Raw genomic sequence first — 24,962 nt, 5'->3', positions numbered from 1 at the left:
TTGAATTGACTCAGCGCGGCGGCAGTTCCGCTGCGCCTTACCTGATATTGATGAGGCCCGCATGAGTGACATCCTCGCAGACAGCTTAGATGGCGTAGAACGCCGGTCGCTGGCTGACTTCACCGAAAAGGCCTACCTCAACTACTCCATGTACGTGATCATGGACCGTGCTTTGCCGCATATCGGCGACGGCCTGAAACCCGTGCAGCGGCGTATCGTCTACGCGATGAGTGAGCTGGGCCTGGACGCCGACTCCAAGCACAAGAAGTCGGCGCGTACCGTCGGTGACGTGCTCGGTAAGTTCCACCCCCACGGCGACTCGGCCTGCTACGAAGCCATGGTGCTGATGGCGCAGCCGTTCAGCTACCGCTACACCTTGGTGGACGGGCAGGGTAACTGGGGTGCGCCGGATGATCCGAAGTCCTTTGCCGCCATGCGTTACACCGAAGCGCGTCTGTCGCGCTACTCGGAAGTCTTGCTCAGCGAGCTGGGCCAGGGCACGGCGGACTGGGGGCCGAACTTTGACGGCACCCTCGACGAACCCTTGGTGTTGCCTGCACGTTTGCCGAATATTTTGCTCAATGGCACCACCGGCATCGCGGTCGGCATGGCCACCGACGTGCCACCCCACAACTTGCGCGAAGTCGCCACGGCGTGCGTACGTTTGCTGGATGAGCCCAAAGCGACGGTCGAGCAGCTCTGCGAGCATATCCAGGGCCCGGACTATCCGACCGAAGCGGAAATCATCACGCCGCGCGCCGACCTGCTGAAGATGTATGAAACCGGCAAGGGCTCGGTGCGCATGCGTGCCGTGTACCACATCGAAGATGGCGACATCATCGTCACCGCGCTGCCGCATCAGGTGTCCGGCGCCAAGGTGTTGGAGCAGATCGCTGCGCTGATGCAGGCCAAACCGTCGAAGTTGCCGCAAGTCGCCGACCTGCGTGACGAGTCCGACCACGAGAACCCCTGCCGCATCGTGATCATCCCGACCAACAGCCGGGTCGATCACGAGGTGCTGATGCAGCATCTGTTCGCCAGCACCGATCTGGAGTCCAGCTATCGCGTCAACGTCAACATTATTGGCCTGGACGGCAAGCCGCAGTTGAAGAACCTGCGCAACCTGCTGGTGGAGTGGCTGGAGTTCCGCGTGCAGACCGTGCGCCGCCGCCTGCAGTTTCGCCTCGACAAGGTCGAGCGCCGCCTGCACCTGTTGGACGGTTTGCTGATTGCCTACCTCAACCTGGATGAAGTGATCCACATCATCCGCACCGCCGAGCACCCGAAAGCCGAACTGATCGCGCGTTTCGAGCTGAGTGAGATCCAGGCGGACTACATCCTTGATACCCGCTTGCGTCAGCTGGCGCGGCTGGAAGAAATGAAGCTGCGTGATGAACAGGACGCACTGCTCAAGGAGCAAGCCAAGCTGCAAGCCCTGCTGGGCAGTGAAGCCAAGCTCAAGAAACTGGTGCGCAGCGAGCTGATCAAAGACGCGGAAACTTACGGTGATGAACGTCGTTCGCCAATCGTCGAGCGTGCGGAAGCCAAGGCGCTGACGGAAACCGAACTGCTGCCGAATGAGAAAATTACCGTCGTTCTGTCGGAAAAGGGTTGGGTTCGTTCCGCCAAGGGGCATGATATTGACGCTACCGGGCTCTCCTACAAAGCCGGTGATGGCTTCAAGACCGCTGCGGCCGGACGATCCAACCAGTTTGCGGTGTTCATTGACTCCACCGGGCGTAGCTATTCGGTGCCGGCCCACACCTTGCCTTCGGCGCGGGGCCAGGGCGAGCCGCTGACAGGCCGCCTTACGCCGCCGCCGGGTGCGAATTTCGAGTGTGTGCTGCTGCCGGATGATGATGCGCTGTACGTGATCGCCTCCGACGCTGGTTACGGCTTCGTGGTCAAGGGTGAAGACCTGCAGGCCAAGAACAAGGCGGGCAAGGCTCTGTTGAGCCTGCCGAATAATGCCAAAGTGATATTGCCGCGCCCGGTGGATGATCGTGAGAGCAACTGGCTGGCCTCGGTGACCACTGAAGGCCGTTTGCTGGTGTTCAAGATCAGCGACCTGCCGCAGTTGGGCAAAGGCAAGGGCAACAAGATTATCGGGATTCCCGGGGAGCGGGTGGCCAGTCGTGAGGAGTACGTGACCGACATCGCCGTGATCCCGGAAGGCGCGACCCTGGTGCTTCAGGCCGGTAAGCGCACATTGTCGCTGCGCCCTGACGACCTTGAACACTACAAGGGTGAGCGCGGTCGGCGAGGCAACAAACTGCCGCGAGGCTTCCAGCGAGTGGATGCTTTGTTGGTGGAAGCGCCGCTTTAAGGCGTACTAAGACGCTCGATCTACGATTTAACCCGTAGATCGACGCTTTGGCGCTGGAGTCATGGCGCATATTCACGGATGATATGGCCTTTCCAGCGCCGGCGTGGCCGAGCGTGTTTAGGTATTTTTTGTATTACGTTGTGGTTCGCCTTGTGGCAGCCACCTGGATGGGATGATGACTGCTCCACGCCTTCCTCTATTTTTAATGCTCGCTGGCCTCCTGGGGTTGGCGGGTTGCAGCACGCACCAACCGGTGTCGCTGTACCAGCTGGACAGCGGAAGTCCGGCTCAGCCTGCCCAAGCAGCCGGCATGGCCGTATTGCTGGGCCCGGTGGTCGTTGCCGATTACCTGCAACGCGAGACCCTGCTACAACGTCAGAACGACGGCAGCCTGCAAGGTTCCACCGATGGGCGTTGGGCGGGCAGTTTGTCGTCCGATATCAATCAGTTGATGCTGCGTCAGGTGGCCGGTCAGTTGGACAGCCAGCGTGTGGTGCTGGCACCTGCGCCTACCGGTTTTACGCCGGATGTGCAGGTGTTGCTGACCATCACCCGGCTCGATTCCGGGGCTTCGCAGCCGGCAATCCTGGATGCCCAGTGGCGCTTGATCGATCGCCGTGGCCAGGTGCGTGATAACCGCATCGTGCACCTGCAGGAAGAGCACGTCGGCACCACTGCATCTCAGGTCCAGGCCCAGGGCGTGTTGTTGCAGCATTTGGCGCAGCAGTTGTCGGTAGCGATCAAGCCATTGGCCAATCAGCCGGCGGTCGCCGAAGCGCCGCGCAAACCAGCGCCGGTACATGCCAAGCCGGCAGCCCCGGACAAGCCGAAGATGCCGATGGCCACGCCGATTCGTACGGACATGGAAGTGTTCAGGTTCTAAGCCGAACCGCTGATACAAAAAAGGCCCGCTGATTCAGCGGGCCTTTTTGTTTGCGCCAGAGTTGAGTGGCGCTGAAGATCAACTGTGGGAGGGGGCTTGCTCCCGATGACAGTGGTTCAGCTACAGATTGGCTGCTGACCCACCGCTATCGGGAGCAAGCCCCTTCCCACACAAGCCCGCACCGCCGTGTTTCAAGGCTTGGTGCGGGTCTCATGCATCCGCGCCAACTGCCGTTCGAGCATCGACGGGTACGGCTCCATCAGGCGTTCCACGCAGCTTGCACCTTCGGGGCTGGCGATTGGACGGATACGTGCGCGCTGGCGAATCAAGGCGTCTTCGCTGATCTTGCGCTCCACCAGCAGCAAATTGCGGCTGTGTTGGGACAAGGCCAGCGCATCCTGGGCGATCTCGGTCAACAGCAAGTCGATCTGGCTCATGCCGAACAGGTCGTCGCCGACGGTCAGGCCCAGTTGCAGTTGCAAGGTAATGCCGCTGTCCGCCACTTCGATTTGCAGGGCATGGCCCAGGGCACGCAGCAGCTCACCGCAGCAGATGGCGTTGGTCAGGTAGTCTTCGCCACTGTCTTCGCTGTGGAACAGCATCAAGGTGCTGCCATCGTTCAGGGTGTGCAACTCGCTTTGATACAGCGAGGCGGCCTGGTCGAGACAGTCACGGTAGCGTTCGAGCAATTCCGTCAGGCGGGCGCGGGGCAGGCGACGCAGTTGGTCCTGGGCACCCAGTTGTACCGCCAATACCGCGCTGTGCTGGGGCTCGGCGTTCTTCACGGGGACCGGCTTGGGGGCCGTGACTGGCGCAGTGGCCGACGTGTCGCGCAAGTCGGCGAACGGGTCTTCGTCGTCCAGTTCGTCTTCTTCAGCCTTGACCACGTGGCGCGGCATTGCCTTCAGCCCGGCTACCGGGGCGCTGTCATCAAAGCCTGGGTCACGCAGGTCGCGTACTTCAAACTCGGGCTCATCGGCCTCGTTGTATTCGGGCTCGGGTTCCGGCTCAGGTTCGCGCACCACCGGCTCCGGGGCGAAGCTGGCGTGAAGCTGGCGAGCGAGATCGCCGATTTCGTCCTGGCGGTCGGTGGCCGGGGTATGTTCGTCGATATCCCGCAGCCAGATGCGCAACTGCATCAGCGGCGTGGAGATATGCCGACCCAGGCGCAAGCTCAAGGCCAGGGCCAGTGCCAACAGGATCGCACTGAGAATGCCCATGCTTTGCAGGCTGATGGTCATCGGCTGCTGGAATTGCTGCATATCCAGGCTGATACGCAACTGGCCGGCCTTCACGTCCTGGAACGTGATGTTGCTCTGGTACAGCCCCTCGGCCTCACCCAACAGGCCGTTTTTCGGGCGCTGCCCGGCTTCGGCCATGATCCGGTTATCCACACTGTAGATAGCGGCGTGAGCCACCAGCGGGTTCTTGGTCAGGTTATTGAGCAGCACGTTCAGGCTGAGGATGTCGTTGGACACCAGCAACTCAGTCGCCGACGTGGCGGTCTGGGTTGTCAGGCTCGCGCCCAGCGCGTCAGCTTGTTCGTGCATGGCCTGCTTGAACTGCAAACCCATCACGCAGGCGTAGATCACCAAGGCCAGGGCGACCAGGATCACGTTATGGCTGGCGATGCGTAATGCGATCGGCACACGGCGGTGGCGCAGTGCCCGGAAGATCAGCAGGAAGAAGTTATCGGTTTTTACTGGCGTGGGCCGGTTCACTTGCGCTCGGCTCTTGGTCCGTGAAGTTGACGCGCAGTATAGCGATAGCCCTAGGGCCGGCAAAGCGCTGGCTGTGCCCGATGGTCACTGAAAGTGGGTAGAATGCGGTTTTTTTCCAGCCTGGGGGTGCGCTTTGCGCGAAATTGTCCTGATAAACATCACCGGTGAAGACCGCCCGGGTCTCACCGCAGCCATTACCGGCGTGCTGGCCCAGGGTGGTGTGAACATTCTCGACATCGGTCAGGCGGTGATCCACGACACCTTGTCCTTCGGCATCCTTGTCGAAATCCCGAGCACCGAGCAGGCGTCCTCGGTACTCAAGGACATCCTGTTTACGGCATACAAGCTCGATCAACAGGTGCGATTCACCCCCGTGTCCGAAGAGGACTACCAGCATTGGGTCGACGGTCAGGGCAAAAAACGCCACATCGTGACCCTGTTGACCCGCAAGGTGACGGCTGAACAATTGCAGCGCGTCAGTTCGATCACTGCCCAGTATGGTTTGAATATCGACCACATCGACCGTCTGTCGGGTCGTATGCCCCTGGACACGCCAGCCGACAAAGGCAAGGGCTGCATCGAGTTCTCTGTGCGCGGCGAGCCGGCTGACCCGCAGGCATTACGCGCCGAATTCCTGAGCGTGGCCCAGGCGCTGAATGTCGACATCGCCTTCCAGGAAGATTCGCTGTTCCGCCGCAATCGTCGCCTGGCGGTGTTCGACATGGACTCCACGCTGATCGAGGCCGAAGTGATTGACGAGTTGGCCAAGGCCGCCGGTGTGGGCGAGCAGGTCTCCGAGATTACCGAGCGCGCCATGGCCGGCGAGCTGGATTTCCGTGCCAGTTTCAAGGAGCGTCTGGCGCTGCTCAAGGGGCTGGACGTGAGCGTGCTGGATTCGATCGGTGCTTCGCTGCGATTGACCGAAGGCGCTGAAACCCTGTTCGCTGAACTCAAGCGCCTGGGTTACAAAACCGCGATCCTGTCCGGCGGCTTCACCTACTTTGCCAAGCAACTGCAGGCCAAGCTGGGTATCGACTATGTGTTCGCCAACGAATTGGAAGTGGTGGATGGCAAGGTGACCGGCGTGGCGGTAGAGCCGATTGTCGATGCGCAGCGCAAGGCCGACCTGCTGAAGGAATTGGCCCATAAGGAAGGTTTGCGCCTGGAGCAGACCATTGCGGTCGGCGACGGCGCCAATGACTTGCCGATGCTGGCGATTGCCGGGTTGGGTGTGGCGTTCCGCGCCAAGCCGCTGGTCAAGCAATCGGCCAAGCAGGCGATTTCGACCCTGGGGTTGGATGGCGTGTTGTATCTACTGGGCTTTCGCGACCGCGATGGTCAGCTCTAAGCGGCTCTCACTATAGGAATACAAGCAAAAATGTGGGAGGGGGCTTGCTCCCGATAGCGGTGATTCAGTCAACAGATGTACTGACTGATGCTATCGGGAGCAAGCCCCCTCTCACATTTGATTTTCGTCGGCTTCAGGTCAGGCTTTAGGTGAACCAATACCCTGGCCCATCTGCACCGGCGAACCTGCCACCAGTTCTTCAGCCCACTTCACCTGATCCGGCCCGAACAGCACGATGGCGGTCGAACCCAGCTTGAAGCGGCCCAGCTCCGCACCTTTCTCCAAGTGAATCGGCGCACGCGCGGCTTCGTCGTAGCGGAAGGTTTTCAGCTCGCGTTTCGGTGGTGTCACCAGGCCTGCCCACACGGTTTCAATCGACGCCACGATCATTGCACCCACCAGCACCACCGCCATCGGGCCGCGTTCGGTGTCGAACAGGCAGACAACACGCTCGTTACGCGCAAACAGCTCCGGCACGTTTTCAGCCGTGGTCTGGTTCACCGAGAAAATCCGCCCGGGCACATACACCATCTCACGCAACGTACCGGCCAGGGGCATGTGCACGCGGTGGTAGTCTTTGGGCGACAGGTAGATCGTGGCGAAATCGCCGCCCATGAACGGCGCAGCAACCGCTGTATCACCACCCAACAGTTCCACCACGCTGAAGCTGTGGCCCTTGGCCTGGAACACGCGGCCGTGTTCGATAGGGCCTAGCTGGCTGACCGCTCCATCGGCAGGGCTGAGCACTGCGCCTTGGGTTTGATCCAGCGGGCGGGCACCGTCTTTCAGCGCGCGGGTGAAGAAGGCGTTGAAGTGCTCGTAGGCGGTCAGGTCTTCAACCAGGGCCTGGGACATGTCCACTTGATAGCGCTTGGCAAACCATTGGGTGAAGGCATTCTTGAACCAGCGCACGCGACACTCGGCAATGCACCCGGCCAGGCGCGATAGCAAGTGGTGCGGCAACAGGTACTGGCTGAGGATGAATAACTGCTTTTTCATTGACTGTCCTTAAACCTTAAATCTCAACGGGGGTGTCGGGGTGGTTGCCCCATTCGCCCCAGGAACCGGCATAACCTTTGACTCGCGGATAACCGAGCGCCTTGGCCACCAGGTAGGTGAAGCCAGAGCGATGGTGAGTCTGGCAGTGGGTGATGATTTCTTTGTCGCGGGTCAGCCCGAGGTCTTCGAGGATCTGCGGCATGTCACGACGGATGCGCAGGTTGCGTGCCTTGTCCATGCCGGCAGTCCATTCGAAGTTCACCGCGCCGGGAATGTGACCGCCCTTGGCGGCGAGGACTTTCTCGCCGGAATATTCCAGCGGTCCGCGTGCGTCCCAGATGCCCAGGTCAGCCGCGCCGAGACGGCTTTGCAGGTATTCGCGGGTGGCGGTAGGGCCGTCGTGCAAGGTCAGGCTGACCGGGCCACCGACGGGGGCGGGTACCTCGGTGGAAAGCGGGTGCTGGCCTTCCAGCCATGCGAGCAGGCCACCGTCCAGGTAGTGGTATTTCTGGTGGCCGATCACGTCGAGCATCCAGATAAAACGTCCGGCCCAGCCACCGCCTTCGTCGTCGTAGACCACGTAGGTTGCGTTCGGGGTGTGGCCCAGTTCGCCGAACAGCTTTTGCAGGTCGGCTTTGCTCGGCAGCAAGCCGGGAGCCGGTGGCTGGCCCAACTGGGTGCGCTTGGGGTCAACGAAATGCGCGCCTGGGATATGACCCTCGGCGTAGCGGGCGGCGCTGGTGAGGTCCACCAGAATCAGGTGTTCGGCATCCAGTCGACCGAGCAGGTCGCCGGGTTCGATCACCAGCGGCAAGCCAGAGAAGTCAGGCATGTGAGGTCTCCTGGGCACAAATGTTGGCGATAAAGGACGGCGATTGTAGCGCAAGCATCAAGTGCTGCGGTTGGTAAAGCTGTGCAGTGCTTTCTCGACGCATTGCGCTGTTTTGCCGAAGGCCTGCACCGTGGTTTCCGAGAACGGCCCGCCGCCCTGGTCGGCAACCATCAGCATGACCACTCGGCCGTTGCAGCTCAGGGAGCGCAACAACAGGTGTTCGCCGGTAAACAGGCGACGCAGCACTGGCGGCAGCAGCGTAGAGAACTGTGCGTGGTTGTCGGGTGTGAGACGCACCTGCGCGGACTTTTCCAAAAGCCGTTGCAGCAGCGTGCTGTTGACCACGTCCAGGCTCAGGTTTGCGGCGTCCTTGGGCAACCCTTCGGCTTGATGCACGCGCAAGGTACTCAAGGCGCGGTCGGCCATGAACAGCAGCACCCGTTGCATGCCGCTCGCCACCAATGCTTCTTTGGCGCAAGTGGTCAGGTGCATGGCGTTGGCAAACCGGCTCGGTTCAACCAGCAACTCGGTGCAGCGCTTGCGCCATACGGCCAAGGCTTCGGCGGTGGGCGGTGGTGCGGGCAGCAAGCCGCGATGGACCTTCTGTACATGCCACGGCCAGATCAGCGACAAGGCCGGGTGCCAGAGGTCGGGCATCAGGGTATGGCGGGCGCTGGTCACCGCTTGCTGGTGGGCTTGCTGCTGCACGTCGCCCAGGGGGGCTTGAAGGTAGAGCGCAGTCAGATATTGCCAGCGTTCGGTATGCGGGCAGGTCCAGGACTCCTGGGCCGACATTGCCAGGCCGTTAGCCAGCAGCACAGTATTGGCCGGCTGGTTCAACCAACGGCGCAGGTTGGGTTCGGCGTCGAGCAACTGCTGGTGGCGCAGTTCATCTTCCTCGCGGGCGATATGCAGCGCCTTGACCAGCAAGCGTTGTTCGCTCAGCAGCAGGTTGTAGCCCTGGGACACCCAGATCGGCAAGTGCCACGCTTCGGTCAAGCCAAGGCACAAATCCAGCAGCCGTACGCCGAACAATTCCTGCTCGACCTGGCGTGCCGGCTGGCCCTTGTGGATCACCCGCAATTCCCATTCTTCCAGGAGCTTGGGGTAGGTGACGGCCATCGGCCAAAGCGGCGATAAAAACAGCAGGCTGCCCCAGTGAATGTCTTGCCACAAGCGCGCCAGGCGACTGCCGAATAAACCGTTGGCTTGCTGCGATGCGTGCAGGCTCACCAGCAGCAGTTGGCGCAAGGCCACGGGGATTTCATTGGCCGGCACCGAGGGTAGGCGCGCCAGTAATTCTTCGGCACGCTTGAGGCCGAGGCGGTTGAGCGCCACTTCGAGGTTTTCCGCAGGGGCCGCGAGGCTGCCGTGGGTGTGGCTGTTGGCCTCGCGCATCACGCTGAGTACCAACGCCGGGCTGTCTTGCATCAGCTCGGCAATATCTCGCAATGAACTGCGGCTATCGCGAATGGCTTTGCACACGCGCTCGTGGCTGGCTTGGGGAATGGGCAGCAGCACATCATCCAGGCGCTTGATCCAAGCGGCGAGGGTGGTCGGTTTTGCAGTTGGGACTGTCGTTTCATTAGCCATGGTTGGGGCGCGGTCATCACATGCATTCAACACGCCCGGAATGGGCCGAATTGGCTTTTCGCCTTAACGGGCTATAGTCTGGCGCAGTTTTGCCGATAAGTAGAACAAGAGTTTTTCTGCTACACCCACTATGTCCATGAACCCGACGGCGCAAGTACCCATCTCCTATGGCTAAAATTATCGGCATCATCGTCGTCCTCGCGAGCGTGCTCGGCGGTTACGTCCTTTCCCACGGTAAAATTGCCGCGTTGATCCAGCCTTTCGAAGTGATGATCATCGGCGGGGCGGCATTCGGTGCATTCCTGCAAGCCAACCCTGGGTACATGACCATGCATGTGGTCAAAAAATCCCTGAGCATGTTCGGTTCACGCTTTTCCCACACCTTCTATCTGGAAGTGCTGGGCCTGGTCTACGAGATCCTCAACAAGAGTCGCCGCGAGGGGATGATGGCCATCGAGGCCGACATCGAAGATGCGGCGGCCAGCCCGATTTTCGCCAAGTACCCGGCCGTGCTCAAAGACGAGCGTATGACCGCCTATATCTGCGATTACCTGCGCATCATGTCTTCCGGCAACATGGCCCCCCACGAGTTGGAAGGCCTGTTCGACATGGAGCTGTTCAGCCTCAAGGAAGAACTGGAACACCCCTCCCACGCTGTCACCGGCATTGCCGACGGCATGCCGGGCTTCGGTATTGTTGCGGCGGTACTCGGTATCGTGGTGACCATGGCGTCCCTGGGCGATGGCGACCAGAAGGCCATCGGCATGCACGTGGGTGCGGCGTTGGTGGGGACATTCTTCGGTATTCTCGCGGCCTACGGTTTCTTTGGCCCGCTGGCGACTTCCCTGGCGCATGATGCCAAGGAAGAGATCAACCTCTATGAAGCGATCAAGGCGTGCCTGGTCGCTTCGGCCTCCGGCATGCCGCCATCGTTGGCGGTGGAGTTCGGTCGCAAGGTGCTGTACCCGAAACATCGCCCAAGCTTCGCCGAGCTGGAACAAGCGGTTCGCGGTCGCTAAGCCATGGAAAACAACCAGCCGATAATCATCAAGCGCGTCAAGCGCTTCGCTGCGGGGCACCACGGCGGCGCCTGGAAAATCGCCTTCGCCGACTTTGCGACGGCGATGATGGCGTTCTTCCTGGTTCTGTGGCTGATGTCTACCGCCACGCCGGAACAGAAGATCGCCATTGCCGGTTACTTCAAAGACCCCATTGGCTTCTCGGAAAGCGGTACGCCTTTTGTGATCGACCTCGGCGGTTCGCCGCAGTTGGCGCCTGAGCGCACGATCAACCCCGAGGTCAAGACCGAGGCCCCCCAGGAAAAAATCCCCGTCGAGCGCGACACGGTCGAGGCCATGGCTGAGCAAGTCGAGCAGGAGCGCCTGGAACTGTTGCTCAAGGAGTTGCAGACCAAGGTCGAAGAAAACCCGCAACTGTTGAAGTTCAAGGATCAGATCTCCTTCGAGATCACGCCCGAGGGCCTGCGTATCCAGATCACCGACGCCGCTAACCGGCCGATGTTCGACTCCGGCAGTGCCCGCTTGAAGCCGTACTTCGAAGATATCCTGCTGGCCATGGCCGACACCATCAAGGCGGTGCCGAACAAGATCAGCATCAGCGGCCACACCGACGCCAAGCCCTATGCAGGCCAGGGCGACTTCGGCAACTGGGAACTCTCGGCCAACCGCGCCAACGCTGCTCGTCGTGCGCTGGTGGCGGGCAGCTATCCGGACCCGCAAGTCGCGCGAGTGGTGGGTTTTGCTTCGTCGCAATTGTTTGATCCCGCAGACCCGTTCAACCCGGTCAACCGCCGGATCGATATCGTGGTGCTGACCAAAAAGGCCCAGCGCGCGATCGAGGGTGATCACAGTGCGGCGCCTGCGGTACCGAAACCTGGCGAAGGCGCGCCAGGGGAAGTTCCGGCTGACCCGAACGCCATTCCTCCCGGGCAGGAGCCATTGCCGGCCCATGAGCTACGGCAGAAGCTGAACCTGTTTGATGATGGTGGAGTGAAGGATCCTACGGTGCCTGCACCCAAGTCGTAATCACCATGCAAAAAGGCCGCGATGATCGCGGCCTTTTCGTTGGTGCAGGTTAGTAACTGTTCTCCGGCAAACTCGCAATGATCGACCGATAGCTGTTCATCCGTTGCTGCTGCACACGACCATCTTCCAGGGCCTTGAGCAACGCACAGCCCGGCTCACGGTCGTGTTTGCAGTCGCGGAAGCGGCAGGTGCCGATCAGGTCGTTGAATTCGATGAAGCCTGCTTCCACATCGCTGCGGCTGACATGGCCGAGGCCGAATTCCCGGATGCCCGGGGAGTCGATCAGCTCACCGCCACCGGGGAAGTGGAACAGTCGCGCGGTGGTGGTGGTGTGGGTGCCCTGGCCGGACAGCTCCGACAGCGGCCCCACGCGGGTCTCGACTTCAGGCAGCAGGCTGTTGACCAGTGATGACTTGCCTACGCCCGACTGGCCGACGAACACGCTGATGCGCCCGTCCAGCTGCTGTTGCAACTGTTCCATGCCATTGCCGTGATGCGCCGAGACTTCCAGCACCGGGTAACCCAAGGTGCGGTAGACCGCCAGCAATGCGTTGAGCGCCGGCGCGTTTTGCTCGTCGATCAGGTCGAATTTGTTCAGCAGCAACAGCGGGCGAATGCCGGCATGTTCGGCGGCCACCAGATAGCGGTCGATCAGGTTGGCATGGGGCTCGGGCAGCGGCGCGAACACAATCACGATCATGTCGACGTTGGCGGCTACCGGCTTGAGCTGGCCACGGCTGTCCGGGCGGCGCAGTTCGGTGGTGCGTGGCAACTGGGCGACGATTACGCCAATGCCCTGGTTGCCGGCACGCCACACAACCTGGTCGCCGGTGACCAGCGCAGGCAGGTTGGCGCGCAAGTGGCAGCGGAAAACCTGGCCGGCGAGTTCGCCTTCCAGCGCCTCGACCTCGACCTGCACACCGAAGTGCGCGATCACCAGGCCCGTTTGTTCGGGGCCCAGGTCGCCGCCTTCGAGCGCTTCCACGGCGGAGGATTCACGTTTGGCGGCGCGAGCGGCGCGTTCACCCTGAATCTTTTCGATGCGCCAGTTTTGGCGGCGATTGAGCTGGCGTTTGGCCATTGGTGTTCCGTGTCGATAATGCAAAGGATAGGTGAAACGGTCGCGAGTCTAGCATGCCCCCGCCTGCTAAACTGCGCAGCCACGCCAAGGTGCCAAGAGAATCAAGCCATGCAAAACCCACAGAACCTGATTTGGATCGATCTGGAAATGACCGGTCTGAACCCCGACACCGACGTCATCATCGAGATGGCGACCATTGTCACCGACAGCAACCTCAACACCCTGGCCGAAGGTCCGGTGATTGCCATCCATCACAGTGATGCAGTGTTGGCCACCATGGACGAGTGGAATACCCGCACCCACGGTAACTCCGGCCTGACCCAGCGGGTGCGCGACAGCCGTATCAGTATGGCCGAAGCCGAGGCCCAGACCATCGCCTTCCTGGAGAAGTGGGTGCCCAAGGGCAAGTCACCGATCTGCGGCAACAGTATCTGCCAGGACCGCCGCTTCCTTTATACCCACATGAAGGCGCTGGAAAGCTACTTCCATTACCGCAACCTGGATGTGTCCACCTTGAAAGAGCTGGCCGCACGCTGGGCGCCGGAAGTCAAAGACAGCTTCCACAAAGGCAGCACGCACTTGGCACTGGATGATATTCGCGAGTCGATTGCCGAGTTGCAGCACTACCGCAAGCATTTCATCAAGGCTTGATGATAAGGACTGCTTCATGCTGCTTATGCTTTACCTCATCGCCATCACGGCCGAAGCCATGACCGGCGCGCTGTCCGCCGGGCGCCGTGGCATGGACTGGTTTGGCGTGGTGCTGATCGCCTGCGTCACCGCCCTGGGCGGTGGTTCGGTGCGCGATGTGTTGCTGGGGCATTACCCGCTGACGTGGGTCAAGCACCCGGAATACCTGGTGCTGACGTCGGTTGCCGCACTGGTGACGATCTTTATCGCACCGCTGATGCGCCATCTGCGCTCGCTGTTCCTGGCGCTGGACGCCGTGGGGCTGGTGGCGTTTACCTTGATCGGCTGCATGACCGCCCTGGAAATGGGCCACGGCATGCTGGTGGCTGTGGTCAGTGGCGTGATCACCGGGGTGTTTGGCGGCATCCTGCGGGATATCTTCTGCAACGACATTCCCTTGATCTTCCGCCGTGAGCTATACGCCAGCGTTTCGTTCCTCGCCGCGTGGTTCTACATGCTGTGCCTGTATCTGGAGCTGCCCAGCGAGCAAGCGATTTTGCTGACGCTGTTCAGCGGCTTTCTATTGCGGTTGCTGGCGATCCGTTTCCACTGGGAAATGCCCAAGTTCGTCTACAACGACGACGTGCACTGACGCCCAGCGTGCTGGTTCAGCGCCCACTCGACGTGTTCGCGTACCAGTTCCGACGGATAATCCCGGCGTGCCTTCAACGCCTCCAGCACCGGGATGCTCGACGGCGCGTTGCCCAGGCCCACCGCCAGGTTGCGTAGCCAGCGCTCGTAACCGGCGCGACGTAGCGGTGAGCCCTCGGTGCTGCTGAGGAATTTATCCTCGTCCCACATGAACAGCTCGGCCAGTTCGGCGTTATCCAGGTTGTGGCGTGGCTTGAAATCACCCTCGGCGGTAGGCCGGGCGAAACGATTCCACGGGCAAACGATCTGGCAGTCATCGCAGCCGAACACGCGATTGCCGATCAGCGGGCGCAGGTCTTCAGGGATCGCGCTCTTGAGTTCGATGGTCAGGTAGGAAATGCAGCGTCGGGCGTCCAGCACATAGGGGCCGACGAAGGCATTGGTCGGGCAGATGTCCAGGCACGCGGTGCAGCGGCCGCAGTGTTCGGTGTCATGGGGGGCGTCCACCGGCAGTGGCAAGTCGACAAACAGTTCACTCAGGAAGAAGTAGCTGCCGGCCTTGCGGTTGAGTACCAGGGTGTTCTTGCCGATCCAGCCCAACCCGGCTTGTTCGGCGATGGCTTTTTCCAGCACGGGCGCGCTGTCCACGAAGGCGCGAAAGCCAAACGGGCCGATCTGTGCCTGAATGCGCTCGGCCAGTTGCTGTACGCGCTTGCGGATCAGCTTGTGATAGTCACGACCCAGGGCATAGCGCGAGATATAGGCTTTTTCCGGTTGGGCCAGCAATTGCGCCATTTGCGTGTCGCCGGGCAGGTAGTCCATGCGCAGCGAGACCACACGCAAGGTGCCCGGAACCAGCTCATCCGGGTGGGAGCGCTTGCTGCCATGGGCGCCCATGTACTCCATCTCGCCGTGATAACCCGCGGCGAGCCAGCGTTGCAGGTGCTGTTCATGCTCGGCCAGGTCCAGGCCGCTGATGCCGACTTGTTGAAAGCCCAGTTCGCGGCCCCAGTCTTTGATCGATTGGGCGAGGGCGGGCAGATCGGAGGTAATAGCAGGCATGAGACACGGGAAACCACGGGTGAGATGCGTATAATTCTGCCAGACATCGGAGCTTGAAGACGCATGCCGCAGACAAAACACGAAATAACCGACGTTCAGCCTTTGTTGCCCGGCCATTTGCCGCAACTGGCTGCGCGTCCTCCGCAGGCCCATAAAAGCTTGTTCGGCCACCTGCTGGTCATCGGCGGTGACCACGGCTTTGGCGGTGCTGCGCTGCTGAGTACCGAAAGCGCCTTGCGCAGTGGTGCCGGCATGGTGTCCCTGGCGACGCGGGCGGAGCATGTGCCGGCGGCGCTGGCGCGCTTGCCGGAGGTCATGACCGTCGGCGTCAGTTCGGCTAACCAATTGATGGGGTTGCTGGAAAAAATCTCGGTGATTGTCATTGGCCCTGGCCTGGGTGAGGCATCCTGGGGCAAAAGCCTGCTGTCGGCTGCCGCCAACGCCCGGCAGCCGCAAGTCTGGGATGCGGATGCGTTGAATCAACTGGCCAAGGGCGGTGTCAGTTTGCCGGTTGGCTCGGTCATCACCCCGCACCCTGGCGAAGCGGCGCGTTTGTTGGGGCTCACGACAGCCGAGGTTCAGGCCGAGCGTCTTAAGGTGGCGCGCGCTTTAAGCCAGAAATTCAATGCAGTCGCTATCCTCAAGGGTGCTGGCAGTTTGATTGCCAGCCCGGACGGTCGGGTTTCCCGCTGTGATCGTGGTCATCCGGCGATGGCCACGGCGGGGCTGGGTGATGTCCTGGCGGGCTTGGTCGGCGCCCTGCTGGCTCAAGGTATGCTGGCCTATGAGGCGGGCTGTCTGGCCGTGTGGCTGCACGCTGCGGCGGGAGAGCGCCAAGGCATACTGGGTCGCGGGCTGGCTGCCAGTGACCTGATTCCTGCCATTCGTCAATTGCTGGAGGAGCAATCGCCGTGTCTGAAGTAACCCTGTTTCTGGCAGATGAAGACGCAATGGTCGCCTTCGGCCATCGTATCGCCCAAGTGACGGCGGGCACCGGGCTGATTTTTCTTGAGGGTGACCTGGGGGCGGGCAAAACCACGCTCTCGCGCGGCATCATTCGTGGCTTGGGCCACACTGGCGCGGTTAAAAGCCCGACGTTCACGCTGGTAGAGCCCTACGAAATTGGCCAGGTGCGAGCTTTCCATTTCGACCTTTATCGCCTGGTCGATCCCGAAGAGCTGGAGTACATGGGCATCCGGGATTATTTCGACGAAGACGCGTTGTGCCTGATCGAGTGGCCAGATAAAGGCACAGGCTTTTTGCCAAAGCCGGACCTGACCATTACCATTACGCCGCATGAATCAGGACGTCAGTTGAAGTTGTTGCCCCAAAGCGTGCGCGGCCAGTCCTGGTGCGCCGCTTTGGCATTGGAATTCAAATAATTGGTGGGGTTAGGTATGCGCTTTCGCGCGTTGGTTGCTGTCGTAGGGGTATTGCTTGCGGCAATGACTGTCAATGCTCTGGCTGCTTCGCAGGTGAAAAGTGTTCGCCTGTGGCGAGCGCCGGATAACACGCGACTGGTGTTCGACCTGTCTGGCCCGGTCCAGCACAGTGTCTTTACCCTGACGGCGCCCGATCGCCTGGTGATCGACATCAATGGTGCGTCCCTGGCCGCGCCGCTCAAAGTGTCCACCGCCAACACCCCGATTACCGCCATGCGCTCGGCCCAGCGTACGCCGACCGATCTGCGTGTGGTTATCGACCTGAAAAAGGCCGTGACCCCGAAAAGCTTCTCCCTGGCGCCGAATGCCCAGTACGGCAACCGGCTGGTGGTCGATCTGTTCGACAATCCCGCCGATGCCAACCCGACGCCCGTGCCGACCCCGAGTGTTGCCACGGTACCGGCCGTGCCGGTCAACCCGTCGCAGCCGCAGGTCAAGTTGCCGCCACCCCCACCGGCCCCGCCGGGCAAGCGTGACATTATTGTGGTGATCGATGCCGGCCATGGTGGCGAAGACCCGGGCGCATCCGGCTCGCGCGGCCAGCATGAAAAAGACGTGGTATTGGCCATCGCTCGTGAGCTGCAGCGTCAGGTCAGCGCGATGAAAGGCTATCGCGCCGAGCTGACCCGTACCGGTGACTACTTCATTCCATTGCGCGGCCGTACGGAAATCGCCCGCAAGAAAGGCGCCGACCTGTTTGTGTCGATCCACGCCGACGCCGCACCCTCGTCCGCCGCCTTCGGCGCCTCGGTGTTCGCCCTGTCCGATCGCGGCGCGACTTCCGAGACGGCCCGTTGGCTGGCCGACAGCGAAAACCGTTCCGACTTGATCGGCGGGGCCGGCAACGTGTCTCTGGATGACAAGGACAAAATGCTTGCCGGCGTGCTGCTCGACCTGTCGATGACTGCTTCGCTGACCTCCAGCCTGAACGTCGGCCAGAAAGTGCTGAGCAATATCGGCCGGGTCACTTCGCTGCACAAGCAGCGTGTCGAGCAGGCTGGGTTCATGGTGTTGAAGTCGCCGGATATCCCGTCGATCCTGGTGGAAACCGGCTTTATCTCCAATTCCAACGAAGCCTCCAAGCTGGCCAGTACCAGCCACCAGCAGGCGCTGGCGCGTTCGATCAGCGCCGGTATCCGCCAGTTCTTCCAGCAGAACCCGCCGCCGGGCACTTACATTGCCTGGCTGCGCGACTCCGGGAAAATCGCCCAGGGCCCACGTGACCATCGCGTGCAGCCCGGCGACACCCTGGCCATGCTGGCCGTGCGCTTCCAGGTTTCGCCTGCCACGTTGCGCAGTGCCAATGGCCTGAAAACCGATGAATTGAAAGTCGGCCAGGTATTGACCATTCCCGGCACTGAATTGGCGGCGCAGTAATGAGCGAATCACAGTTGAACAGCGGCGCACGCATCGAACTGCTCAGCCCGCGCCTGGCCAACCAGATTGCCGCGGGCGAGGTGGTTGAGCGTCCGGCGTCGGTGATCAAGGAGCTGCTGGAGAACAGTATCGACTCAGGCGCCAAGCGCATCGATGTCGATGTGGAGCAGGGCGGCGTCAAGCTCCTGCGCGTGCGCGATGACGGTAGCGGCATCTCCTCCGATGACCTGCCGCTGGCTCTGGCGCGTCACGCCACCAGCAAGATTCGCGATCTGGAAGACCTTGAGCGGGTGATGAGCCTGGGTTTTCGCGGTGAGGCCTTGGCCTCCATCAGCTCCGTGGCCCGCCTGACCCTGACCTCGCGGACCCGTGGTGCCGACCAGGCCTGGCAGGTAGAAACCGAAGGCCGTGACATGGCGCCTCGAGTCCAGCCGGCTGCGCACCCGGTGGGCACTTCGGTGGAAGTGCGCGACTTGTTCTTCAATACCCCGGCGCGCCGCAAGTTCCTCAAGGCTGAAAAAACCGAATTCGATCACCTGCAGGAAGTCATCAAGCGCTTGGCGCTGGCCCGTTTCGACGTGGCTTTTCATCTGCGCCACAACGGCAAGACCATCCTCAGCCTGCATGAAGCCAATGACGACGCTGCCCGTGCACGGCGTGTGGCCGCTGTTTGCGGGTCGGGTTTCCTGGAGCAGGCACTGCCGATTGAGATCGAGCGCAACGGCTTGCGCCTGTGGGGTTGGGTCGGGTTGCCGACGTTCTCCCGTAGCCAGGCGGACCTGCAGTATTTCTTCGTGAATGGTCGTGCAGTACGCGATAAGTTGGTGGCCCATGCGGTGCGCCAGGCGTATCGCGACGTTCTGTTCAATGGGCGGCACCCCACGTTTGTGCTGTTTTTCGAGGTCGACCCGTCGGTGGTCGACGTCAACGTGCATCCGACCAAGCATGAAGTGCGTTTTCGTGACGGGCGCATGGTGCATGACTTCCTCTATGGCACGTTGCACCGTGCCTTGGGCGATGTGCGTCCGGATGATCAGTTGTCTGCGCCGATCGTGACGGCGGTGGTACGGCCGAGCGGGCCGGAGGCCGGCGAGTTTGGCCCACAGGGCGAAATGAGCTTGGCGGCCAATTTGTTGCAATCGCCGCAGCCACAGCCGTCATACACCGCGCCGGGTTCCGGTTCGGGCGCGGGTTATCAGTACCAATACACGCCGCGTCCGCAATCGACAGTGCCGGTGGCGGAAGCCAAGGCGGCCTATCGCGAGTTTTTTGCGCCATTGCCGGGGGCCGAGCCGGGCGCCGTTGCGTTGCCGGAGGGTGGGGGGGATATTCCACCGCTGGGTTATGCGTTGGCGCAACTCAAAGGCATCTACATCCTGGCGGAAAACGCCCACGGCCTGGTGCTGGTCGATATGCATGCCGCCCATGAGCGGATCATGTACGAGCGCTTGAAGATCGCCATGGCCAGCGAAGGCCTCAGCGGCCAGCCGCTGTTGGTGCCCGAGTCCCTGGCGGTCAGCCAGCGGGAAGCCGATTGCGCCGAAGAGCATCACGGCGTGTTCCAGAAACTGGGCTTCGAATTGCAGCGCCTTGGGCCGGAAACCCTGGCGATCCGCCAGATTCCTGCGCTGCTCAAACAGGCTGAAGCCAACCGCCTGGTCGCTGATGTGCTGGCGGACCTGATGGAGTACGGCACCAGCGATCGTATCCAGGCGCACATCAATGAGCTGCTTGGCACCATGGCCTGTCATGGCGCCATCCGCGCCAATCGCCGCCTGGCCCTGCCGGAAATGAACGGGCTGCTGCGCGACATGGAAAACACCGAGCGCAGCGGGCAATGCAACCATGGCCGACCGACCTGGACCCAGATGGGCCTGGACGATCTGGACAAACTGTTCCTGCGCGGCCGTTGATGAGTGCCTTGCCCCCCGCCATCTTCCTGATGGGCCCCACGGCCGCCGGCAAGACCGACCTGGCCATCGAGCTGACCAAAGTGTTGCCGTGCGAGCTGATCAGTGTCGACTCTGCCCTGGTTTACCGGGACATGGACATCGGTACGGCCAAGCCCTCAAAAGCGCTATTGGCCCAGTACCCGCACAGGCTGATCGACATTATCGACCCGGCCGAAAGCTATTCTGCGGCGGATTTCCGTACCGACGCCCTGGCTGCCATGGCTGACATTACCGCGCGGGGCAATATTCCGCTGCTGGTGGGCGGCACTATGCTCTACTACAAGGCTTTGCAGGAAGGCCTGGCGGATATGCCGCCGGCTGATGCCCAGGTGCGCGCCGAGATTGAAGAGGAGGCTGCACGCCTTGGTTGGCAAGCGCTGCACGATCAGTTGGCGGCGGTCGACCCGGTCTCTGCCGCGCGCATTCACCCCAATGACCCCCAGCGCCTCACACGCGCCCTGGAAGTCTGGCGTGTGAGCGGCCAGACCATGACTGAACACAGGCTGAAACAAACTGCGCAAAGTGCTGATGCAGACGCATCTGGACAGTCACAATTGCCCTATACTGTGGCGAATCTGGCGATTGCTCCAGCAAATCGCCAGGTGCTGCATGAACGAATTGCACAAAGATTCACAATTATGTTGGAACAGGGGTTTGTGGACGAGGTCGTAGCACTGCGTTCAAGAGGTGACCTGCATCCCGGGCTACCTTCCATACGTGCTGTAGGCTATCGCCAAGTCTGGGATCACCTGGATGGCAAGCTGACGTGGGCCGAAATGCAGGAGCGCGGCATCATTGCCACGCGCCAATTGGCCAAACGCCAGTTCACCTGGCTGCGCAGCTGGAGCGATTTGCACTGGTTGGACAGCCTGGACAGCGACAATCTGTCACGCGCCTTGAAATACTTGGGAACGGTCTCCATATTGAGCTGAGTCCTTGCAATTGCCGTCTATCCTTGTGGGTTTGACGGCCATAAGCTATCTATTTTCCGCTTTTTTATTATTGATCCTTATAGGAGTGCGACACATGTCAAAAGGGCATTCGCTACAAGACCCTTACTTGAATACTTTACGTAAAGAGAAAGTGGGGGTTTCCATCTACCTGGTGAACGGTATCAAACTGCAAGGTACGATCGAATCGTTCGACCAGTTCGTGATCCTGCTGAAGAACACCGTCAGCCAGATGGTCTACAAGCACGCTATCTCGACAGTTGTTCCAGTTCGTCCAATCCGTCTGCCTAGCGCAGCAGGTGACGATGCAGCTGACGCTGAGCCAGGTAACGCCTGATAGGAGTCTCCTTTGTTCTTTGAGCGCCACGGTGGTGGTGAGCGAGTCATCCTCGTTCACTTGGATGGACAGGACCCTGAGGCGCGCGAAGATCCGCAGGAGTTTCAGGAGTTGGCAAATTCGGCCGGCGCCGAGACCGTTGCGTTTTTTAACGTGCCGCGTCATCGGCCAACCGCCAAATTCCTGATTGGCAGCGGCAAGGTCGAGGAACTGCGCGACCTGGTGCACGCCGAAGAAGCCGATCTGGTGATCTTCAATCACGTCCTCACACCCAGTCAGGAACGTAACCTCGAACGTGTCTTCGAGTGTCGCGTGATCGACCGTACCGGTCTGATTCTCGATATCTTTGCCCAGCGCGCCCGTACCCATGAAGGCAAGCTCCAGGTTGAACTGGCCCAGCTTGACCACATGAGCACCCGGCTGGTTCGCGGCTGGACTCACCTTGAGCGCCAGGGTGGTGGTATCGGTATGCGCGGCCCGGGTGAAACCCAGCTTGAAACCGACCGACGCCTGTTGCGGGTTCGCCTGCGTCAGATCAAGGGCCGCCTGGAAAAAGTGCGTAGCCAGCGCGAACAGTCACGCCGTGGCCGTTCCCGTGCGGATATTCCTACCGTTTCCCTGGTGGGCTACACCAACGCCGGTAAATCCACGCTGTTCAATAACGTGACGAAGTCCGACGTGTACGCGGCCGACCAACTGTTCGCCACCCTCGACCCGACCTTGCGCCGTCTGGACCTGGATGATCTGGGGCCGATTGTCCTGGCGGATACGGTGGGCTTTATTCGTCACTTGCCCCACAAGCTGGTCGAAGCGTTTCGGTCTACGCTCGAAGAGTCGAGCAACTCGGATCTGCTGTTGCACGTGATCGATGCGGCCGAACCGGATCGCATGTTGCAGATTGAGCAGGTGATGTTGGTGCTGGGCGAGATTGGTGCACAGGACTTGCCGATCCTCGAGGTCTATAACAAACTCGATTTGCTTGAAGGCGTAGAGCCACAAATTCAACGCGATGAGAACGGCAAACCCCAGCGGGTATGGCTGTCAGCGCGTGATGGCAGTGGTTTGGAATTACTCGAACAAGCTATTGCCGAGCTGTTGGGCAGCGATTTGTTTATCGGCACCTTGCGCTTGCCGCAGCGTTTTGCTCGACTGCGTGCACAGTTTTTCGAGTTGGGCGCAGTACAGAAAGAAGAACATGACGACGAAGGTGTCAGCTTGCTGGCCGTTCGATTGCCGCGCTCGGAACTGAATCGGCTGGTCAGCCGTGAAGGCGTCGTACCGGCGGAGTTCATCGAACAACACACTTTGCAATAAAAGCCTGAGAAAGCGGTTGTGTCGCAGTAGCAGGCATTCTGTAGCATTGGTCGGCGCGCCGTGGGCGCGTCTTTGCTTTATCAGATGGAGAGCGCTATGGCTTGGAATGAGCCGGGTGGCAACTCGAATAATCAGGATCCTTGGGGTGGTAAGCGCCGCAATAATGGCGACCGCAAGGGGCCGCCGGATCTCGACGAGGCCTTCCGAAAGCTGCAGGAAAGCCTGAATGGGTTGTTCGGTGGTGGGAAAAAAAGTGGTGGTGACGACGGCGGTCGCACAAGCAAGGGTGGCGGCTATGGCCTGCTGGGCCTGGGTCTTGTCGTGCTGGCGGCCGTATGGCTGTACAGCGCGGTCTACGTAGTCGACGAGCAGGAGCAGGCCGTCGTGCTGCGCTTCGGCAAGTACTACGAGACGGTAGGGCCGGGCCTGAATATCTACTTCCCGCCGATCGACAAGAAGTACATGGAGAACGTCACGCGTGAGCGTGCCTACACCAAGCAGGGCCAGATGCTGACCGAAGACGAGAACATCGTCGAAGTGCCGCTGACCGTGCAGTACAAGATCAGCAACCTGCAGGACTTCGTGCTGAACGTCGACCAGCCTGAGATCAGCCTGCAGCACGCAACCGAAAGCGCCCTGCGCCATGTGGTGGGGTCCACTGCGATGGACCAGGTGCTGACCGAAGGGCGTGAGTTGATGGCCAGCGAAATCAAGGAGCGCCTGCAACGGTTCCTCGATACCTATCGCACCGGTATCACCGTCACTCAGGTGAACGTGCAGAGCGCAGCGGCACCGCGTGAAGTGCAGGAAGCCTTTGACGACGTGATCCGCGCCCGTGAAGACGAGCAGCGTTCGCGCAACCAGGCTGAAACCTATGCCAACGGCGTCGTGCCGGAAGCCCGTGGTCAGGCCCAGCGTATCCTTGAGGATGCCAACGGTTACCGTGACGAAGTGGTTTCCCGCGCCAAGGGTGAGGCAGATCGCTTTACCAAGCTGGTTGCCGAGTACCGCAAGGCTCCGGAAGTCACGCGTGAGCGTTTGTACCTGGACACCATGCAGGAAGTCTTCAGCAACACCAGCAAGGTTCTCGTGACCGGCAACAAAGGTGGGCAGAACAACCTGTTGTACCTGCCGCTGGACAAGATGATCGAAGGTGGCCGTAGCGGCACCAACGCGCCGTCTACCGGTTCGACGGCTGCTGCCAACGAAGCGAGCGCCCGTTCGGCCGCTGACTTGCTGCAACAGCAAACACGTACCAGGGAGAGTCGTTGATGAGCAATAAATCGCTGACCGCCCTGATTGTGGGCGTCGTCGTGGTCATCGCTGCCTGGAACTGCTTCTACATCGTGTCTCAGACCGAGCGTGCGGTGTTGCTGCAATTCGGTCGCGTGGTGCAGGCGGACGTCCAGCCAGGCCTGCATGTGAAGGTTCCTTACGTCAACCAGGTGCGCAAGTTCGACGCCCGCCTGATGACCCTGGATGCACCGACGCAACGCTTCCTGACCCTGGAAAAGAAAGCCGTGATGGTTGACGCCTATGCCAAGTGGCGCGTCAAGGATGCCGAGCGTTTCTACACTGCGACCTCCGGCCTCAAGCAGATTGCCGACGAGCGTTTGTCGCGCCGCCTGGAATCGGGCCTGCGTGACCAGTTTGGTAAGCGCACCCTGCACGAGGTGGTGTCCGGTGAACGTGATGCGCTGATGGCTGATATCACGCGCTCGTTGAACACGATGGCGGAAAAAGAGCTGGGCATTGAAGTGATCGATGTTCGGGTCAAGGCCATCGATCTGCCGAAGGAAGTGAACCGCAGCGTGTTCGAGCGCATGAGCACCGAGCGTGAGCGTGAAGCCCGCGAGCACCGTGCCAAGGGTAACGAGTTGGCCGAAGGTATCCGTGCGGATGCCGACCGTCAGCGCCGTGTACTGTTGGCGGAAGCCTATCGCGAGTCTGAAGAGGCCCGTGGTGATGGCGACGCTCAAGCCGCGGCGATCTACGCCAAGGCCTATGGGCAGGACCAGGAGTTCTACGCGTTCTACCGTAGCCTGCGTGCCTACCGTGAAAGCTTCGCAAACAAAACCGACGTCATGGTGCTGGACCCAAGTAGCGAGTTCTTCCGCTACCTGGAAAAAGCCAAGTAATCAGCGCGTTGCTGTGTAGGACTTACTCCGTCGGGCGGCTAAAACGCCTGGCGGGGTGATCCTTTCAGAAAACGGGTGTATGATGCGGCAGCCGGGAAATTCCCGGCTTTTTTGCGTCTGCATGTTTGATTCGGCAGGCGTGACAGGTTTTTCGAGGAAAGTGCCCGACGAGGCCGCTGGCAGGCCGATCGTCACGTCGCTCTTGCGCGTGGTTTATGCAGGCGGCGGGTATTTTCTGCTTCACTCAAGGCTCGGCCGAGGGCTGGCCGCCCGGATCATAG

General features: G+C 60.9%; 22 protein-coding genes. 16 read left to right on the top strand and 6 right to left on the bottom strand.

Annotated features, from left to right (window positions below):
* The first annotated feature begins 61 nt into the window (after window positions 1-61).
* On the top strand, window positions 62-2,326 hold the full coding sequence (parC, locus tag C9383_RS13210) for a DNA topoisomerase IV subunit A (protein ID WP_060755122.1): 2,265 nt from the start codon (window positions 62-64) through the stop codon (window positions 2,324-2,326).
* 172 nt (window positions 2,327-2,498) lie between these two features.
* A complete protein-coding gene (locus C9383_RS13205; protein WP_090367162.1) occupies window positions 2,499-3,209 on the top strand; it encodes a PqiC family protein in 711 nt (236 codons plus the stop codon).
* A 191-nt stretch (window positions 3,210-3,400) separates the two neighbouring features.
* On the opposite strand, the gene C9383_RS13200 is transcribed toward C9383_RS13205, so the two are convergent.
* The gene (locus C9383_RS13200) at window positions 3,401-4,930 is read right to left on the bottom strand and encodes a HAMP domain-containing protein (protein ID WP_090367160.1); all 1,530 of its coding nucleotides are present in this window, start codon (window positions 4,928-4,930) and stop codon (window positions 3,401-3,403) included.
* A 133-nt stretch (window positions 4,931-5,063) separates the two neighbouring features.
* Here C9383_RS13200 and serB point away from each other — a divergent pair, with 133 nt between their 5' ends.
* Entirely contained in the window at window positions 5,064-6,278 is a 1,215-nt protein-coding gene (serB, locus tag C9383_RS13195) for a phosphoserine phosphatase SerB (RefSeq protein WP_090367158.1), read from the top strand.
* A 138-nt stretch (window positions 6,279-6,416) separates the two neighbouring features.
* Here the strand turns inward: serB and asd are convergent, their stop codons facing one another.
* The 3 genes from asd to C9383_RS13180 are packed head-to-tail and all read right to left on the bottom strand — an operon-like array spanning window position 6,417 to window position 9,702.
* Window positions 6,417-7,277: an archaetidylserine decarboxylase gene (gene asd, locus C9383_RS13190; protein ID WP_090367156.1), complete on the bottom strand. Its 861-nt coding sequence runs from the start codon at window positions 7,275-7,277 to the stop codon at window positions 6,417-6,419.
* 16 nt (window positions 7,278-7,293) lie between these two features.
* Window positions 7,294-8,109, bottom strand: a complete 816-nt coding sequence (gene rhdA / locus C9383_RS13185) for a thiosulfate sulfurtransferase (RefSeq protein ID WP_090367155.1) — start codon at window positions 8,107-8,109, stop codon at window positions 7,294-7,296.
* A gap of 57 nt (window positions 8,110-8,166) precedes the next feature.
* Window positions 8,167-9,702 (bottom strand): HDOD domain-containing protein, encoded by a 1,536-nt coding sequence (locus C9383_RS13180; protein WP_090367153.1) that lies wholly within the window; start codon window positions 9,700-9,702, stop codon window positions 8,167-8,169.
* Window positions 9,703-9,869: 167 nt separating this feature from the next.
* Between C9383_RS13180 and motA the strand changes: the two genes are divergently transcribed.
* Window positions 9,870-10,721, top strand: coding sequence for a flagellar motor stator protein MotA (gene motA / locus C9383_RS13175; protein ID WP_060755115.1), 852 nt, complete (start codon window positions 9,870-9,872; stop codon window positions 10,719-10,721).
* 3 nt (window positions 10,722-10,724) lie between these two features.
* A complete protein-coding gene (gene motB / locus C9383_RS13170) occupies window positions 10,725-11,747 on the top strand; it encodes a flagellar motor protein MotB (RefSeq protein WP_090367151.1) in 1,023 nt (340 codons plus the stop codon).
* A gap of 49 nt (window positions 11,748-11,796) precedes the next feature.
* Here motB and rsgA read toward each other — a convergent pair whose 3' ends face one another.
* The gene (gene rsgA, locus C9383_RS13165) at window positions 11,797-12,828 is read right to left on the bottom strand and encodes a small ribosomal subunit biogenesis GTPase RsgA (protein ID WP_090367150.1); all 1,032 of its coding nucleotides are present in this window, start codon (window positions 12,826-12,828) and stop codon (window positions 11,797-11,799) included.
* A gap of 108 nt (window positions 12,829-12,936) precedes the next feature.
* On the opposite strand from rsgA, the gene orn reads away from it, so the two are divergent.
* Together orn and C9383_RS13155 are read left to right on the top strand one after the other, a co-directional pair.
* Window positions 12,937-13,479, top strand: a complete 543-nt coding sequence (orn, locus tag C9383_RS13160) for an oligoribonuclease (protein ID WP_034105723.1) — start codon at window positions 12,937-12,939, stop codon at window positions 13,477-13,479.
* A 16-nt stretch (window positions 13,480-13,495) separates the two neighbouring features.
* On the top strand, window positions 13,496-14,110 hold the full coding sequence (locus C9383_RS13155) for a trimeric intracellular cation channel family protein (RefSeq protein ID WP_060755111.1): 615 nt from the start codon (window positions 13,496-13,498) through the stop codon (window positions 14,108-14,110).
* Here the strand turns inward: C9383_RS13155 and queG are convergent.
* Complete coding sequence (queG, locus tag C9383_RS13150) at window positions 14,089-15,171, bottom strand: tRNA epoxyqueuosine(34) reductase QueG (RefSeq protein ID WP_060755110.1); 1,083 nt, start codon at window positions 15,169-15,171, stop codon at window positions 14,089-14,091. The two genes, C9383_RS13155 and queG, sit on opposite strands and share 22 nt — an antisense overlap.
* A gap of 63 nt (window positions 15,172-15,234) precedes the next feature.
* On the opposite strand from queG, the gene C9383_RS13145 reads away from it, so the two are divergent.
* The 9 genes from C9383_RS13145 to hflC all read left to right on the top strand — a co-directional run bounded on the left by C9383_RS13145 (window position 15,235) and on the right by hflC (window position 24,681).
* A complete protein-coding gene (locus tag C9383_RS13145) occupies window positions 15,235-16,095 on the top strand; it encodes an NAD(P)H-hydrate dehydratase (protein ID WP_090367148.1) in 861 nt (286 codons plus the stop codon).
* The gene (gene tsaE / locus C9383_RS13140; protein ID WP_090367145.1) at window positions 16,083-16,553 is read left to right on the top strand and encodes a tRNA (adenosine(37)-N6)-threonylcarbamoyltransferase complex ATPase subunit type 1 TsaE; all 471 of its coding nucleotides are present in this window, start codon (window positions 16,083-16,085) and stop codon (window positions 16,551-16,553) included. The genes C9383_RS13145 and tsaE overlap by 13 nt, the downstream gene beginning before the upstream one ends.
* 15 nt (window positions 16,554-16,568) lie before the next feature.
* Window positions 16,569-17,990 (top strand): N-acetylmuramoyl-L-alanine amidase, encoded by a 1,422-nt coding sequence (locus tag C9383_RS13135; protein ID WP_090367143.1) that lies wholly within the window; start codon window positions 16,569-16,571, stop codon window positions 17,988-17,990.
* A complete protein-coding gene (gene mutL, locus C9383_RS13130; RefSeq protein ID WP_060755106.1) occupies window positions 17,990-19,903 on the top strand; it encodes a DNA mismatch repair endonuclease MutL in 1,914 nt (637 codons plus the stop codon). The genes C9383_RS13135 and mutL overlap by 1 nt, the downstream gene beginning before the upstream one ends.
* The gene (miaA, locus tag C9383_RS13125; protein ID WP_090367141.1) at window positions 19,903-20,874 is read left to right on the top strand and encodes a tRNA (adenosine(37)-N6)-dimethylallyltransferase MiaA; all 972 of its coding nucleotides are present in this window, start codon (window positions 19,903-19,905) and stop codon (window positions 20,872-20,874) included. The genes mutL and miaA overlap by 1 nt, the downstream gene beginning before the upstream one ends.
* 94 nt (window positions 20,875-20,968) lie before the next feature.
* The gene (gene hfq, locus C9383_RS13120) at window positions 20,969-21,229 is read left to right on the top strand and encodes an RNA chaperone Hfq (protein ID WP_003171355.1); all 261 of its coding nucleotides are present in this window, start codon (window positions 20,969-20,971) and stop codon (window positions 21,227-21,229) included.
* 12 nt (window positions 21,230-21,241) lie between these two features.
* Entirely contained in the window at window positions 21,242-22,543 is a 1,302-nt protein-coding gene (gene hflX, locus C9383_RS13115; protein ID WP_090367139.1) for a ribosome rescue GTPase HflX, read from the top strand.
* A 96-nt stretch (window positions 22,544-22,639) separates the two neighbouring features.
* Complete coding sequence (gene hflK / locus C9383_RS13110; protein WP_090367136.1) at window positions 22,640-23,815, top strand: FtsH protease activity modulator HflK; 1,176 nt, start codon at window positions 22,640-22,642, stop codon at window positions 23,813-23,815.
* Window positions 23,815-24,681 (top strand): protease modulator HflC, encoded by an 867-nt coding sequence (hflC, locus tag C9383_RS13105; protein WP_060755102.1) that lies wholly within the window; start codon window positions 23,815-23,817, stop codon window positions 24,679-24,681. Before hflK ends, hflC begins: the two co-directional genes overlap by 1 nt.
* The last annotated feature ends 281 nt before the right edge of the window (window positions 24,682-24,962 follow it).

Source organism: Pseudomonas palleroniana (assembly GCF_003031675.1).
GTDB lineage: Bacteria > Pseudomonadota > Gammaproteobacteria > Pseudomonadales > Pseudomonadaceae > Aquipseudomonas > Aquipseudomonas palleroniana.
Note: the sequence above shows the minus strand (reverse complement) of the source record. Positions and strands in the feature narration are given on the sequence as shown.

Excerpts from the sequence above, each read along its gene's own strand:
- parC (WP_060755122.1), top strand. The coding sequence starts at position 62 with ATGAGTGACATCCTCGCAGACAGCTTAGATGGCGTAGAACGCCGGTCG.
- C9383_RS13205 (WP_090367162.1), top strand. The coding sequence starts at position 2,499 with ATGATGACTGCTCCACGCCTTCCTCTATTTTTAATGCTCGCTGGCCTC.
- asd (WP_090367156.1), bottom strand. The coding sequence starts at position 7,277 with ATGAAAAAGCAGTTATTCATCCTCAGCCAGTACCTGTTGCCGCACCAC.
- rhdA (WP_090367155.1), bottom strand. The coding sequence starts at position 8,109 with ATGCCTGACTTCTCTGGCTTGCCGCTGGTGATCGAACCCGGCGACCTG.
- C9383_RS13180 (WP_090367153.1), bottom strand. The coding sequence starts at position 9,702 with ATGGCTAATGAAACGACAGTCCCAACTGCAAAACCGACCACCCTCGCC.
- motA (WP_060755115.1), top strand. The coding sequence starts at position 9,870 with ATGGCTAAAATTATCGGCATCATCGTCGTCCTCGCGAGCGTGCTCGGC.
- motB (WP_090367151.1), top strand. The coding sequence starts at position 10,725 with ATGGAAAACAACCAGCCGATAATCATCAAGCGCGTCAAGCGCTTCGCT.
- rsgA (WP_090367150.1), bottom strand. The coding sequence starts at position 12,828 with ATGGCCAAACGCCAGCTCAATCGCCGCCAAAACTGGCGCATCGAAAAG.
- orn (WP_034105723.1), top strand. The coding sequence starts at position 12,937 with ATGCAAAACCCACAGAACCTGATTTGGATCGATCTGGAAATGACCGGT.
- C9383_RS13155 (WP_060755111.1), top strand. The coding sequence starts at position 13,496 with ATGCTGCTTATGCTTTACCTCATCGCCATCACGGCCGAAGCCATGACC.
- queG (WP_060755110.1), bottom strand. The coding sequence starts at position 15,171 with ATGCCTGCTATTACCTCCGATCTGCCCGCCCTCGCCCAATCGATCAAA.
- C9383_RS13145 (WP_090367148.1), top strand. The coding sequence starts at position 15,235 with ATGCCGCAGACAAAACACGAAATAACCGACGTTCAGCCTTTGTTGCCC.
- C9383_RS13135 (WP_090367143.1), top strand. The coding sequence starts at position 16,569 with ATGCGCTTTCGCGCGTTGGTTGCTGTCGTAGGGGTATTGCTTGCGGCA.
- mutL (WP_060755106.1), top strand. The coding sequence starts at position 17,990 with ATGAGCGAATCACAGTTGAACAGCGGCGCACGCATCGAACTGCTCAGC.
- miaA (WP_090367141.1), top strand. The coding sequence starts at position 19,903 with ATGAGTGCCTTGCCCCCCGCCATCTTCCTGATGGGCCCCACGGCCGCC.
- hfq (WP_003171355.1), top strand. The coding sequence starts at position 20,969 with ATGTCAAAAGGGCATTCGCTACAAGACCCTTACTTGAATACTTTACGT.
- hflK (WP_090367136.1), top strand. The coding sequence starts at position 22,640 with ATGGCTTGGAATGAGCCGGGTGGCAACTCGAATAATCAGGATCCTTGG.
- hflC (WP_060755102.1), top strand. The coding sequence starts at position 23,815 with ATGAGCAATAAATCGCTGACCGCCCTGATTGTGGGCGTCGTCGTGGTC.